The sequence below is a fragment of the Archangium gephyra genome, from assembly GCF_049060025.1.
Taxonomy (GTDB): Bacteria; Myxococcota; Myxococcia; order Myxococcales; family Myxococcaceae; genus Archangium; species Archangium gephyra_A.
This window is the reverse complement of record NZ_JBMEQQ010000002.1, coordinates 5,278,106-5,291,505: the sequence shown is the minus strand read 5'-3', so window position 1 is coordinate 5,291,505 and position 13,400 is coordinate 5,278,106. Positions and strand designations below refer to the sequence as shown.

13 protein-coding genes are annotated in these 13,400 nt (G+C 68.5%); 6 read left to right on the top strand and 7 right to left on the bottom strand.

The features are described from left to right. Nucleotides 1-76 precede the first annotated feature (76 nt). Entirely contained in the window at nucleotides 77-793 is a 717-nt protein-coding gene (locus tag ACN28I_RS23000) for a hypothetical protein (protein WP_420944102.1), read from the bottom strand. Nucleotides 794-1,006: 213 nt separating this feature from the next. Between ACN28I_RS23000 and sthA the strand changes: the two genes are divergently transcribed. After that, nucleotides 1,007-2,404, top strand: a complete 1,398-nt coding sequence (gene sthA / locus ACN28I_RS22995; RefSeq protein ID WP_420944101.1) for a Si-specific NAD(P)(+) transhydrogenase — start codon at nucleotides 1,007-1,009, stop codon at nucleotides 2,402-2,404. 67 nt (nucleotides 2,405-2,471) lie between these two features. Here sthA and ACN28I_RS22990 read toward each other — a convergent pair whose 3' ends face one another. Both ACN28I_RS22990 and ACN28I_RS22985 read right to left on the bottom strand, forming a co-directional pair. Next, nucleotides 2,472-2,930 (bottom strand): immunity 26/phosphotriesterase HocA family protein, encoded by a 459-nt coding sequence (locus ACN28I_RS22990; protein ID WP_420944100.1) that lies wholly within the window; start codon nucleotides 2,928-2,930, stop codon nucleotides 2,472-2,474. Further along, a complete protein-coding gene (locus ACN28I_RS22985; protein ID WP_420944099.1) occupies nucleotides 2,888-3,814 on the bottom strand; it encodes a hypothetical protein in 927 nt (308 codons plus the stop codon). Before ACN28I_RS22985 ends, ACN28I_RS22990 begins: the two co-directional genes overlap by 43 nt. A gap of 377 nt (nucleotides 3,815-4,191) precedes the next feature. Here ACN28I_RS22985 and ACN28I_RS22980 point away from each other — a divergent pair, with 377 nt between their 5' ends. Then, nucleotides 4,192-4,779, top strand: coding sequence for an RNA polymerase sigma factor (locus ACN28I_RS22980; RefSeq protein WP_420944098.1), 588 nt, complete (start codon nucleotides 4,192-4,194; stop codon nucleotides 4,777-4,779). An 89-nt stretch (nucleotides 4,780-4,868) separates the two neighbouring features. On the opposite strand, the gene ACN28I_RS22975 is transcribed toward ACN28I_RS22980, so the two are convergent. Both ACN28I_RS22975 and ACN28I_RS22970 read right to left on the bottom strand, forming a co-directional pair. Next, nucleotides 4,869-5,438 (bottom strand): hypothetical protein, encoded by a 570-nt coding sequence (locus tag ACN28I_RS22975; protein ID WP_420944097.1) that lies wholly within the window; start codon nucleotides 5,436-5,438, stop codon nucleotides 4,869-4,871. Nucleotides 5,439-5,442: 4 nt separating this feature from the next. Then, nucleotides 5,443-5,955, bottom strand: coding sequence for a hypothetical protein (locus ACN28I_RS22970; RefSeq protein ID WP_420944096.1), 513 nt, complete (start codon nucleotides 5,953-5,955; stop codon nucleotides 5,443-5,445). 266 nt (nucleotides 5,956-6,221) lie between these two features. On the opposite strand from ACN28I_RS22970, the gene ACN28I_RS22965 reads away from it, so the two are divergent. The 3 genes from ACN28I_RS22965 (at nucleotide 6,222) to ACN28I_RS22955 (ending at nucleotide 10,810) form a co-directional block, all read left to right on the top strand. Beyond that, entirely contained in the window at nucleotides 6,222-8,843 is a 2,622-nt protein-coding gene (locus ACN28I_RS22965) for a heavy metal translocating P-type ATPase (RefSeq protein ID WP_420944095.1), read from the top strand. Nucleotides 8,844-9,007: 164 nt separating this feature from the next. Continuing rightward, a complete protein-coding gene (locus ACN28I_RS22960; protein ID WP_420944094.1) occupies nucleotides 9,008-10,087 on the top strand; it encodes a Rieske 2Fe-2S domain-containing protein in 1,080 nt (359 codons plus the stop codon). A gap of 120 nt (nucleotides 10,088-10,207) precedes the next feature. Then, nucleotides 10,208-10,810 carry a DUF2378 family protein gene (locus tag ACN28I_RS22955; protein WP_420944093.1) on the top strand — a complete coding sequence of 201 codons (603 nt, stop codon included), beginning with the start codon at nucleotides 10,208-10,210 and terminating at the stop codon, nucleotides 10,808-10,810. A 25-nt stretch (nucleotides 10,811-10,835) separates the two neighbouring features. Here ACN28I_RS22955 and ACN28I_RS22950 read toward each other — a convergent pair whose 3' ends face one another. Both ACN28I_RS22950 and ACN28I_RS22945 read right to left on the bottom strand, forming a co-directional pair. Beyond that, nucleotides 10,836-12,005 (bottom strand): zinc-dependent alcohol dehydrogenase, encoded by a 1,170-nt coding sequence (locus tag ACN28I_RS22950; protein ID WP_420944092.1) that lies wholly within the window; start codon nucleotides 12,003-12,005, stop codon nucleotides 10,836-10,838. Between the two features lie 29 nt (nucleotides 12,006-12,034). Further along, entirely contained in the window at nucleotides 12,035-12,823 is a 789-nt protein-coding gene (locus ACN28I_RS22945; protein ID WP_420944091.1) for an SRPBCC family protein, read from the bottom strand. Between the two features lie 124 nt (nucleotides 12,824-12,947). On the opposite strand from ACN28I_RS22945, the gene ACN28I_RS22940 reads away from it, so the two are divergent. Beyond that, nucleotides 12,948-13,376 carry a DoxX family protein gene (locus ACN28I_RS22940; RefSeq protein ID WP_420944090.1) on the top strand — a complete coding sequence of 143 codons (429 nt, stop codon included), beginning with the start codon at nucleotides 12,948-12,950 and terminating at the stop codon, nucleotides 13,374-13,376. The last annotated feature ends 24 nt before the right edge of the window (nucleotides 13,377-13,400 follow it).

Here is a 13,400-nt window from a genome sequence, read left to right as displayed (position 1 = left end):
CCAGATTACCAGGGCAAGTGGGCCCCATCAACGTCCGTCCCTCCGAGGCGTCTGACCTCCTTCTCGGAGCTCCCCTTCAGTCCAGCCGCAGGGAGGAGAGGAACCGATGTGCGGCGTCGAGCTCCTCCTGGCCCGAGTTGCCCGTCAACGTCACCCAGAGGGTGGGGCCACGACCGGAGGTGACCGCCCAGAGCCACATCGTTCCCGCCTGTGGGTGGGTGAACATGCCCCCGGCGTAGCGCAGCCCCGACTCCGTGCGGCCCGTCTCCGTCCGGGTCGGCGGAGGAAGGTTCATCCCCGCCGCGGCGAAGCGCTCGATGACGCGCAGCAGGTCGGCATCCGTGAAGTTCTCCGACAGTTCCCCGAGTGGACCGGTGAGCGAGTACTGGAGCGCGGTGGTACCTCCTGGGTTCATCCAACCATTGGCCCCTCCCGCGACCTCCGGCTGGGTCCATCCAGCCGGCGCCTCGAAGCTCAATCGCGGTGGTGCTTGAGCGGCTCCCGGCCGGTAACACTCGACCGTCTTCCCGCTCTGGCCGGAGATGGCTTTTTCCGCTGCCGCATCTCGTTCGTAGCCGTTGGCCTGGAGCTGGGCACGGACTTCCTCGTAGCGCTCCTTGCTCATGGCGCTTGGGTCGAGGCATGCCCCCTGGGCTGCCTGTCCGGCCTCGGTCCTGGCCGTCGCCGCCGGAGCCGGAGCCGGAGCCGGAGCCGCATCCGAGTTGGCACGTGAGGAGGAACAAGCCAGCCCCAGGCTGGCGGTGACGAGCGTGATGATGAAGAGGCGGAGCATGGGCCGGAAAGACTACGCCGTCGTGGCGCGACGGAGAGCGGGCCCGGTGCCTGCTCTGACCGGGAATGGAAGGAGGTGAAATCCTCCCCAGCAGTTCGCTGAATCCTGCGCAGGATCTCCCGCCTGTTGGCCACCAGCCAGGGAGACGGGCCCTTCCCCCGTTCCTCCAGGTGTTTTCTTCGCAAGTCCGCCGGGCTGGAGAAATATCCGGCCATGAGCGTGCGGCAATTCGACATCGTGGTGATTGGCTCGGGACCGGGCGGCGAGGGAGCCGCCATGAAGGCCGCCAAGTCGGGCAAGCGGGTATGCATGGTGGAGCGGCTCCCCCTGGTGGGCGGGGCCTGTACCCACACCGCCACCATCCCCTCCAAGGCGCTGCGTCACGCCATCCAGCGCCTGGTGGACGTGCAGGTGGACCATCCCGACCTGCGCATCGAGCTGGCCAAGAGCTGGAAGTTCAAGGACATGATGCGGACGGCCTCGTCCGTGGTGTCGCGCCAGGTGCGGCTGCGCACCACCTTCTACGAGCGCAACCGGGTGGAGCTGGTGGTGGGCCAGGCCCGCTTCCTGGATGCCTCCACCGTCGAGGTCAGCGAGCCTCGGGGCGCCAGCGAGCTGCTGTCCGCCAAGTCCTTCGTGGTGGCCCCGGGCTCGCGCCCCTACCGCCCGCCGGAGCTGGACTTCAACCACCCACGCATCTTCGACTCGGACACCATCCTCAAGCTGGGCGAGACGCCGCTGACGATGATCATCTACGGCGCGGGCGTCATCGGCTGCGAGTACGCCTCCATGTTCCGCATGCTGGGCGTGAAGGTGGACCTCATCAACACGCGCGAGCGGCTGCTGTCCTTCCTGGACGACGAGATTTCCGACGCGCTCTCCTACCACCTGCGCGAGCAGGGCGTGCTCATCCGCCACCAGGAGCTGATGGAGCGGGTGGAGACGCGCGACGATGGGATTGTCCTGCACCTCAAGAGCGGCAAGCGGCTGAAGGCGGACATCTTCCTGTGGGCCAACGGGCGCACGGGCAACACGCAGGACCTGGGGCTCGAGGCGCTGGGCATCCAGACGGACTCGCGCGGCAACATCCCGGTGAACGACGCGTACCAGACGGCCGTGCCCCACGTGTACGCGGTGGGGGACGTGGTGGGAAATCCCTCGTTGGCCAGCGCCTCGTATGACCAGGGGCGTTTCGCCGCCACGCACATCGTCGAGGGGCGGCTGGAGATCAAGCTGGTGAAGGACATCCCCACGGGCATCTACACCAGCCCGGAGATCAGCAGCCTGGGGCGCACCGAGCAGGAGCTCACGCGGGATGGGGTGCCCTATGAGGTGGGCCACGCCTTCTTCAAGAGCCTGGCGCGCGCTCAAATCACGGGCCGCACGGTGGGGATGCTCAAGATGCTCTTCCACCGGGAGACGCGGGAGATCCTCGGCCTCCACTGCTTCGGGGACAACGCCTCGGAGATCATCCACATCGGCCAGGCCATCATGGCGCAGGAGGGGGCGGGCAACTCCATCGACTACTTCATCAACACCACGTTCAACTACCCCACCATGGCCGAGGCGTACCGGGTGGCGGCGCTCAACGGGCTCAACCGGCTGTTCTGACGGGGAGCCCTCCGTCGGGCTCGGCGCTGGCGGCGGTCCTCGCACGCCTCGTGCTTGCCACTGCCTGCTAACGCAGGCGTACCTTCAGGTGCTCCTCAGCGGCGTTGGGCCGCCCGAGGAAGGCATCGAGCAGGCGTTCCTCGACAGAGTCTTGTTCCCAGACCGCGGCCCGCTCGAGCCCCACACATTCCTGGGGCTCGGCGGCGCGCTTGTTGCCAGCCGTGTCGAAGATGGTGCAGCGACGGAAGTCCCCCACGTCCTGTCTGAATTGAACGAGCGGCTGGGCCAGATGCTCCTCGAGCGTCCTCCAACCGATGGGCTCCCACGCATCGAGGGCCAGCAGGTTGACGGCAATCTTGAAGAGGACGGACCTGGACGCGATTCTGTCCAGATCGGAGTCCGGGCCGGTGGTCCTGTGGTTGTAGAAGGCAACATGGGGTGGCTCGAGCAGTCTGCCGTACCCGAAGGAACCATCGGCGAGCGTCAGTCTGAAAAACGTGCCTGTCTTGTGATTGTTTTTGCCCAACGCTCAATCTCCGGTGTAGGGGTGGAGCTGCCCCCAGTGCTTCGTGGCAGCATCGTGGAACAGCTTTCCCAGCGGATTATCTTTCGCCACGCCGCGCTGGATGTTCTCGGTACGGTACGGTGCTTGACTGTCGGATTGAGCACCCCATGGAAGTCGATCAACTGCTGCTCTCTCCCGCGGATCCGCCAGTAAGCGACATCGACATACCTGCTCGCGTAGTTGACCGCGGTTCCGACATCGAACTCGTCACGCACGGCCGGTAGGAAACCAGGAATTTTCGGTTCATCATTTTCGTCTTGGTTGATGTGATGATTTGAATCTCGAGAGGCAACAGCCAGATTGGCTTGCGCTTCCAGATCCTTGTTCAGGTCAATGACCATGCTTGTCCGGCCCGAGTAGGAGCGCCTGGTTGTTCTGTTGAACTTCGTGTAGGTCACATAGATGCGGCCTGGACGCCTTGTGTCTTTGTCGGCGCCTGGATCTGGACTGCCAGGCGAGTGAGGATCGGATGTGGGTTTCAGCTCAGGCGTGCGCGCAGGTGTGCCCTGAAGCACCGTGTCCTTGGGTGCATAGCAGCCTTGAATCCACCCCTGAAGGTCGCCGAAGTGCGTGCCGTAGAACGTGTCGGCGATGTCGAGTGGCGTCTGCCTTCCGTCCAGGGCGGCCTTGAGGGTCAAACAGACCAGGACCACGCTGCCGCCAGCCGCCATCAGCGCGCCGCCCGCCAGGAGGGTCTTGCCCGTGGTGGCACCCGTTGCTGTTTCCGCCGCGGTGGTGGCGCCTTGGGGCACGAGGCGGAGCACGGCGCGTGGAAGTCCGTCACCCAGGCCCCCGCCGACAATGCCCTGGAGCGGTGGCGGCGGGGCCGGGGCCTGCGGCGTCATGGGTAGGCCCAACCTGAGCATGTCCCGACCGGTGCCGGGACGGGTGCCGTGTGTGGTGGCGCTACATCCCACAAGGAACATGAAAAGCAGCAGCGCTACCCGATGTGACATGCGGAGCCTCGTCCGGCAGGGTAGCGCGAGGATCGCACGACCCAGCCTCCTCAAGGTATCCGCGGGCGAGGAACTCATGTGTGAAGGGGTGTCCCATGTGGTGGGCCACACTTTCGTTCAACCATCCCACCATGGCCGAGGCGTACCGGGTAGCGGCGCTCAACGGCCTCAACCGGCTGTTCTGACGGGTTGAATCCCGGCGTGTCTCGGGTAGTAGATGGGAGATGGGGGCGCGAGGTGCGCGTCCGGTGAGTCCGAGGCACGGCATGCGGCAAGGCAATGGCGAGGGGGAGTTGAGCCCAGCGGTGGTGGAGTCGCTGGTGGGGAACCACCGGCGCTTCCTGGGTTTCCTCGAGCGGCGGGTGGGCAGCCGGGCGGTGGCCGAGGAGATCCTCCAGGCCGCCTATGTGCGCACCCTGGAGAAGGGCGGAGACCTGGAGGAGGGGGAGGGCGCCGTCGCCTGGTTCTACCGCCTGTTGCGCAACGCGCTGGTGGACCACTACCGCCGGCAGGGCGCCGAGGGCCGGGCGCTGGAGCGCGAGGCGCGCGAGGCCTCCGAGTTGGGGCCGGACCCCGAGCTGACGCAGACCGTCTGTGCGTGCATCCACGACCTGTTGCCCGCGCTGAAGCCCGAGTACGCGGAGATGGTGCGGCAGGTGGACCTGGAGGGGCGCGGCGTGCCGGAGGTGGCGCGGGAGGCGGGCATCACCGCGAACAACGCCGGGGTGAGGCTGCACCGGGCGCGGCAGGCCCTCAAGAAGCAGTTGGAGCGGAGCTGCGGCACCTGCGCGTCGCATGGGTGCCTGGACTGCACCTGCGGCGAGCCGGGTGGGGGCTGCAAGCCCTCCGCGTGAAGCGGCGCGTCAGGGCTGGAGGGCGCCAGGGCTGCTTGAGCTTCAATGGCGCTCACCACATCAAGGTGGGGGCGGTGGGGCAATCCACGTCAGGCGATGCTTTGAGGCTCGCTCGTGAAGAGCGCATGGAAGAGCGTGGTGTGCGGCGGTTCCTTCCAGCCCACGATCAACGGAATCGGGGTCTGGGCGAGCTCGTGGGGAAGTGCGCGCACCTCGAAGGTGGCTTCGAGCCTCCGGGCGATGACCTCCGCGGGGTGCTGCATCTCTGGCGGAAGGGAGTCCAGGAACACCTTGTCGCCGCTGTGCTTCTTGCCTCTGTATTCGAACTGCACGCCATAGACGGTGTACAGGGGGGCCAGGATGCTGACGCAGCCCACGACGACCCAGGGACGCAGGTAGGTTGGATCTCTTGGGGGATATGCGGAGCAACGGAAGCTGGTGTTGGCCGTCGCGGTCCCATCCCCAATGGTGAAGCCCGGCAGTTCCTTTTCGAGCTCCTCCAGGAACGCCCACCACTGGTCGAGCTTCTTCAGCTTTTCATCCCAGAGCTCGCAGAGCCGGATGTGCTCGGGGGAGTTCACCGGCCTGTTGTCGTACTCCTTGTCCGCGCGGAAGTAGTTCCGCGCGATGGCGAGCAGTTGCTCTGCTGAAAGAGGCATGGATTCAAGGACCGATGTCAACGGGAGTGGTCTTCTTGTGGCACGTCTTCATGACGAGTGATTGGTTGATGACGCGGCCTAGAATCACGCCATATGTGCTCTTGAAGCTCTCGCATGCGAGACCCAGGGGCGTTTCGGGCGTAGTGGAGCTGAAGACGGCGAGTGCTGCCTGGTTGGCGCAGTCCGCTGAAAGACGCTGAGCCAGTGGGGTAGAGATGGGTCCATCCTCGTCAGTCTCCATCGGCATTTCGACACCGAACCTGCAAAGGAAGGAATCGACTCCCGGGTCTCTCTTGAGCGAGAGGCCGACACATGCCGCGCGCCAGCCTCCTGGTCCCTTGCCGCGCTTGGGAACGATGGTGACGAACTGGAAGTTCTTCGGCTCGAACTGCCCCTCGACGATGGTCCTGGTTCCACCTGTGGCGCATCCCGAGAGAAGCAGGAGCATCAGTGGGAGCGCGTAGAACCGCGTGAAATGCAGGGGCTCGCCCAGGAGACGTGAACCAGGAGTGGCCATGACCGCACTTTCCAGGTGATTCGTAACGGTGGGACTCGGGCCGGTCATCAAACGATGGAGCAGTGAGGATGGGCAGCGGGCCCTCGCGATTCTGTTGGCAGCAGAACCCGGCTCACGCCTGTCCGGCGAGCCGGGAGGCAGCCGCAAGCGGCTCTCTTGGTGGGCATGGGGACGCGATATGTACCTGTCCGAACCGGAGGGCCTGGCGTGCCCACTGTAAGAGTCTGGCCGGCACTCCGTCAGCCCGGGTGAAAGGACGAATCCTCATGGCCCACGAGCACACCCACCCGCATGACTCCCACGCTGCCCACCCGGCGGGCCCTCCCTCCCCCGGCGAGGGCCAGGTGCTGGATCCGGTCTGCGGAATGACGATCGACCCGGCGGCCGCCAAGGGGGGCAGCCACATCCACAAGGGCGCGACCTACCACTTCTGCAACCCGAAGTGCCGGGAGCGCTTCGCCGCCGAGCCCGAGAAGTACCTCCCCAAGGACCCCGTGTGCGGGATGTCGGTGAACCCGAACGCCCCCAAGGGCGGCACCCACGTCCACGAGGGCAAGACGTACTTCTTCTGCAATCCGAAGTGCCGGGAGCGCTTCGCCGCCGAGCCCCGGAAGTTCCTCGAGGCGAAGGGCGAGCCCGAGCCGGTGGAGGCTCCGGCGGGCACGATGTGGATCTGCCCGATGGACCCCGAGGTCCGCCAGGACCATCCAGGCGCCTGCCCCAAGTGCGGCATGGCGCTGGAGCCCGAGCAGCCGGTGGCGATGACAGCGCGCACCGAGTGGGTGTGCCCCATGCACCCGGAGATCGTCCGGAACGAGCCGGGGGCGTGCCCCATCTGCGGCATGGCGCTGGAGCCGCGCACGGTGCTGCCCGAGGAGCAACCGGACCCCGAGCTGCTGAGCATGACGCGGCGGTTCCGGGTGGGCGTGGTCCTCACGCTGCCGCTGCTCTTCCTGGGCATGTCCGAGATGATTCCCGGCCAGCCGGTGCAGCGCGCCTTCGACCCGCGGTGGCTGGCCTGGGTACAGCTCGTGTTGGCGAGCCCGGTGGTGCTCTGGGGCGGCTGGCCTTTCTTCGAGCGCGGCTGGGCATCGCTGAAGAACCGGCACCTCAACATGTTCACCCTCATCGCCATCGGGACGGGGGCGGCATACCTCTTCAGCGTCTTCGCCACGCTGGCGCCGGGGCTGTTGCCGCATGCCTTCACCGGCCATGGCGGCGCGGTGCCCGTCTACTACGAGGCGGCGGCGACCATCATCACGCTGGTGTTGCTCGGACAGGTGCTGGAGCTGCGAGCCCGCCGTGCCACCTCGGGGGCCCTGCGGGCGCTGCTCAGCCTCGCCCCGGCCGTGGCCCGGCGCATCCGCGAGGATGGCCGTGAGGAAGACGTCTCCCTCGAGCAGGTGAAGGCCGGGGACTCGCTGCGCGTGCGCCCCGGCGAGAAGGTGCCGGTGGACGGGGTGGTGCTGGAGGGGGAGAGCGCGGTGGACGAGTCCATGGTGACGGGCGAGTCCATTCCGGTGGAGAAGGTGCCCGGGACCCGCGTCACGGGAGGCACCGTCAACGGCACGGGCAGCCTGGTGATGAAGGCCGAGCGGGTGGGGCGGGACACGCTGCTCTCGCGCATCGTCCAGCGGGTGAGCGAGGCTCAGCGCTCGCGTGCGCCGATTCAACGGCTGGCGGACAAGGTGGCTGCGGTGTTCGTCCCGGCGGTCATCGTGGTGTCGGTGCTCACCTTCCTCGTCTGGGCTTTCGTGGGGCCCGAGCCGCGGCTGGCGTACGCGCTGGTGAACGCGGTGGCGGTGCTCATCATCGCCTGCCCGTGCGCGCTGGGCCTGGCCACGCCCATGTCCGTGGTGGTGGGGACGGGGAAGGGGGCCGGGGTGGGCGTGCTCATCCGCGACGCCGAGGCGCTGGAGCTGCTGGAGAAGGTGGACACTCTGGTGGTGGACAAGACGGGCACGCTGACGGAGGGCAAGCCGAAGCTGGTGTCGGTGGTGGCGGCGGAGGGCATGGACGAGGCGCGGCTGCTGCACCTGGCGGCGAGCCTGGAGCGGGCCAGCGAGCACCCGCTGGCGGCGGCGGTGGTGGCGGGGGCCGAGGCGCGCGGGGCGGTGCTGACGGCGGCGCGGGACTTCCGCTCGGTGACGGGCAAGGGGGTGACGGGACGCGTGGCTGGCTCGGAGGTGGCGCTGGGCAACGTGGCGCTGCTGGAGTCGCTGGGCGTGGACGCGGGGGCGCTGCGGCCTCGCTCGGAGGAGCTGCGGCGCGAGGGCCAGACGGTGATGTACGTGGCGGTGGACGGCAGGCCGGCGGGACTGCTCGGGGTGGCGGATCCCATCAAGGCGACCACGCCCGAGGCCCTGGCCACGCTGCACCGCGAGGGAGTGCGGGTGGTGATGCTCACGGGAGACAGCCGCACCACGGCGGAGGCGGTGGCGCGCCAGTTGGGAATCGACGAGGTGGTGGCGGAGGTGCTGCCCGAGGGGAAGGGGGACGTGGTGAAGCGGTTGCAGGCCGGGGGCCGCACGGTGGCGATGGCGGGAGACGGGGTGAATGACGCGCCCGCGCTGGCGCAGGCGGACGTGGGCATCGCGATGGGGACGGGGACGGACATCGCCATGGAGAGCGCGTCGGTGACGCTGGTGAAGGGGGACCTGCGAGGGATTGCCCGGGCGCGCAAGCTGAGCCGGGGCACGCTGCGCAACATCCGGCAGAACCTCTTCTTCGCCTTCGTCTACAACACGCTGGGCGTGCCCATCGCGGCGGGCGTGCTGTACCCCTTCTTCGGGTGGCTGCTGAGTCCCATGCTCGCGGCGGCGGCGATGAGCCTCTCGTCCGTGTCCGTCATCGGCAACGCGCTGCGGCTGCGCGGGCTGAGCCTGTAGCGGGGACCCGCGCTTGCGGACCCTGCCCGCGGCGCGGGAACATCCTCTTCCGCGCACCGCGAGGTGCGTGAGGCCCTCTCCACGGACGGGCGATGAACCCGGTCCCGCTGGGAGCCGGCGGTTGGCATGGTGTACTCCCCGGGCGTCCCATTAGACTGGGGCCCATGTCTTCTCGTGAGGAAGGGCGTGGCCCGGCCGCGCCGTCAGGACTCGTCTCGGTGGTCCGGCTCCCCCAGAGCTGGTTCATCCTCTGCGCCTCGCGCGAGCTGGGCCGCAAGCCGCTCGCGCGCATGCTGCAGGGCACACCGCTCGTCCTCTTCCGCAACGAGGCCGACCAGCCCGCCGCGCTGATGGACCGCTGCCCCCACCGCAACGTGCCCCTGTCCATGGGCAAGGTGGTGGACGGCCAGCTTCAGTGCGGCTACCACGGCTGGCGCTTCGATGCCTCGGGCCAGTGCCGCGCCATCCCCGGCCTCCTCGGCGAGCCGGAGGCGAAGTCCCGCTGTGCCGCCTCGTACGCCACGCGCGAGCAGGACGGCTTCGTCTGGGTGTACTCCACGCCCGGCGTCGAGCCCACGTCCGAGCCCTACCGCTTCCCCCTGCTGGACGCCCACGGCTACAGCACCGTGCGCCGCACCCTGCGCGCGAAGGGCTCGCTGCACTCCCTGCTGGAGAACACGCTGGATGTGCCGCACACGGCCTTCCTCCACGGGGGCCTGTTCCGCACCGAGAAGAAGCGCAACGAGATTGAAGTGGTGGTGCGCCGGGGCGCGGACCGGGTGGAGGCCGAGTACATCGGCGAGCCCCGTCCGGAGGGCCTCGCCGCGAGGCTGCTGGCCCCGGGCGGCGGCGTGGTGCAGCACTTCGACCGCTTCCTGCTGCCCTCCATCGCCCAGGTGGAGTACCGCCTCGGTGACGACAGCCACGTCATCATCACCTCGGCGATGACGCCCGCGGAGGACTGGGACACGGTGGTGTACGCCGTCGTCACCTTCCGCATGCCCCTGCCGCACTGGCTGGTGAAGCCCTTCATCACCCCGGTGGCCCTCCACATCTTCGGGCAGGACGCCAAGATTCTGGAGCGCCAGACGGAGACCATCCGCCGCTTCGGCTCCGAGACGTTCGCCTCCACCGAGGTGGACGTGCTCGGCCCGCCCATCCTCCGCCTGCTGCGCCAGGCCGAGCGCGAGAAGGTGGCCACCTCGGCCGAGGTGCAGGAGACGCGGCTGAAGATGCAGGTGTAGGACACTCCTGAGCGCCAGCGGACAATCCAGGACCTTCCAGGCTCACCGAGTTTCCACCAGCGCACAGACTTCCCTCAGGGGGCATGGCCGGAAGTCGGGGGGAATTGTCACCCTGCGGTCATGCTCCCCACGCTGACCACCGAGAAACGCGTCTTCGCGCAGTCAGTGGATGCCCTCTTCGTGAGGGCCCTGGGCCCGCACCTCACGCAGGAGGGGCGGCGCCGGCTGAAGGACGTGGGGCTGAATTTGAGCGAGCCGCTGCGGCCGGCCTATGGGCTGGAGTCGTGGAAGGCCTTCCTGCGGGTGGCGGTGAGAGACGTCTTCCCGGCGGCCCCGCCCCAGGAGGCCTGGTGGGCCCTGGGCGAGCGCTACCTGCAGGGCTTCCGGCAGACGGCGCAGGGGCGGGCGAGCATGTCGCTCGTCACGCGGCTGGGGCCCCGGCACACGCTGGAGCGGGTGCCGCACAACGTGCGGGCCGGCAACAACTTCAACGAGGTGCAGGTGGAGGAGCTGGGCACGCACACGGCCACGCTGTGGATGAAGGACGTGGGCGCGGACAACCCCTTCTTCGCCTGTGGCTTCCTCGCCGAGACGTTGCGCGCGGCCGGGGCGGGCGGCATCACCGTGGACCCGGTGTCCTTCGATGGCACGGCGGCCACCTTCCGGCTCACCTGGACGCATGCGGCCACCCGGCCGGCCGCGGCGGGGCTGACGCGGCGCTGAGCGCGTCAGCCTCCGGGTGCTCCGGCTACGCCGTCAGCACCACCCGCAGGCACTGGTCCTTCTTCTTCTTGAACATGTCGTACGCCTTGGGCGCCTCGTCGAGCGCCATGCGGTGCGACACCACGAAGGACGGGTCCACCTCTCCGCGCTCGGCGTGGCCGATGAGCCGGTCCAGGTAGCGTTGGGCGTGCATCTGCCCCATGCGCAGCGTGAGGCCCTTGTTCATCGCCGCGCCCATGGGGAACTTGTCCAGCACCGCGCCGTACACGCCCATGATGGAGACGATGCCGCCCTTGCGGCACGCCTGGATGGCCTCGCGCAGCACGTACGGCCGCTCCGTCTCGAGCCGCACCGCCTGCTTCACCCGGTCGTAGACGCCCTCGTAGCCCACCTCATGGGCCTCCATGCCCACCGCGTCGATGCACGCGTCCGGGCCCTGGCCGCCGGTGAGCTCCTTGAGGGCCTCGACCACGTTCACCTTCGTGTAGTCGAGCACCTCGGCCTGGCAGTGGTTGCGCGCCATGGCCAGCCGCTCGGGGAGCCGGTCGATGGCGATGACGCGCCCGGCGCCCAGCAGCCAGGCGCTCTTCATGGCGAAGAGGCCTACCGCGCCGCAGCCCCACACCGCCACGGTGTCCCCGTGCTGGATGTTGCAGAGGTCCGCCCCCATGAAGCCGGTGGGGAAGGCGTCCGAGAGGAAGAGGGCCTGCTCGTCGCTGAGGCCCTGCGGCACCTTGCGCGGCCCCACGTCGGCATAGGGCACGCGGATGTACTCGGCGTGGCTGCCCGCGTAGCCGCCCATCATGTGCGAGTAGCCGAAGATGCCGCAGGTGGCGTGCCCCCACACCTTCTCGGCCATGGCCGGTTTGGGGTTGGAGTTGTCGCAGAGGGAGAACTGGCCCTTCTTGCAGTGGAAGCAGTCGCCGCAACTGATGACCGAGGGGACGATGACGCGGTCCCCCGGCTTGAGGTTCTTCACCTTGCTGCCCACCTCGACGATTTCCCCCATGAACTCGTGGCCGAGGATGTCGCCCTTGAACACGGAGGGGATGTAGCCGTCGTAGAGGTGGAGATCCGAGCCGCAGATGGTGGTGGCCCGCACCTTCACGATGGCGTCCCGCGGATTGAGGAGCGCGGGGTCGGGGACCGTCTCCACCCGCACGTCATTCACACCCGTCCAGCACACAGCCTTCATGGTTGCACCTCCGTCCTCGGGTCCTCTGCTCAGGAGCGCGGCGCCAGCGTCTTGCCCAGGGGCGAGCGCTTGCCGTGGGGCTGGGATTCGACGGTGGCGACCTCGCCCGTCTCCATGAGCTGTTTGAACTGGCGCAGGCCCCGGGCGAGGTGCTGCTTGGGCTCCTCGCCGAGCAGCTTGGCCACCATGGCGGCGGCCCGGCCACCGGGCACGTGGTAGCGCAGCGCGAGGTGCACCACCGTGCCGCGGCCACCCGGCGCGTCCTCGAAGCGGACGGTGCCGGTGTGCTCCAGCATGGAGCCGGGCACGGTGCTCCAGACAATCCGCTCGCCGGGCCGGTCCTCGGTGAGCTGCGAGTCCCACTCGAGCACGACGCCCGCGGGACCCTGGAAGACCCAGTGGCTCTTCTGGTTCTCGAGGTTCCGCACCGACAGCAACTGGGGGATGAAGCGCGGGTGCCGCTCGAAGTCACGCCACACGTGGTACAGCTCCTCGCGCGGCTTGAGGATGGTGGTGCTCAGCTCGAAGGCGACGCCCGGCTGCTCGCCCGGCACTTCCGTCATGCCCATGAGGGCGAGGGCCCGGCTGCGCCCCGTCAGCCCGCGGTGCAGGATGGAGCCGCCCACCAGCGCCACGAGGATGGCGGGGACGGTGCGGCGCCGCAGCCCGTAGGCCACCATTCCGAGTCCCACCGCCAGGGAGAGCGCCCGCTCGCCGGTGCTCACGTTCACCCCCTTGGAGCCGTGCTGGAGCTCGGGGTGGAGCTGGGGCCGGTGCGCTCCGCGGGTCGCAATCAGTTCGCTTTCCTGCAGCATCATCGGGCGTCCTCCTACATGGCGGGGGAGGAAGCTCTTCATGCCCCAGGGTGGGACCCACTGCCCTTCCGTGCGAGGGATGTGTTCTCCTCCGGCGGGTGCGCCGGGCGAGGCACCTGGAGGGGACATGCGAGGCCACCGTTGGTTCGAGCTGGAAGGGCTGGCGCCGTACCAGCCCTATGCCGTGCTGCCGCTGCGGCTGTTCACCGCGGCGGTGCTCATCTACGGCACGCAGGACAACGTCTTCAGCGCCGAGCGGATGCACGAGTTCGAGGTGTTCCTCGCCGGGCGGGGCACGCCGCTGCCGAGGCTGGCGGCCCACGTGTCGGTGTATGCCCAGTTCCTCTGCGGCCTGCTCATCCTCGCGGGCGCGGCCACGCGTCAGGCCGGGGCGGTGATGGGGGTGAACTTCCTGGCCGCGCTGGTCATCGCCCATCGCGACACTCCCTATCAGGCCAACATCGCTCCGCTCGCGATGCTCGCCCTGTCGGCCTTCTTCCTGCTGCACGGGGCCGGTCCGGTGTCCGTGGCGGCCTGGCTCGCCGGGCGCCGCTGAGGCGTCCTCCAGCACGCCCGATCT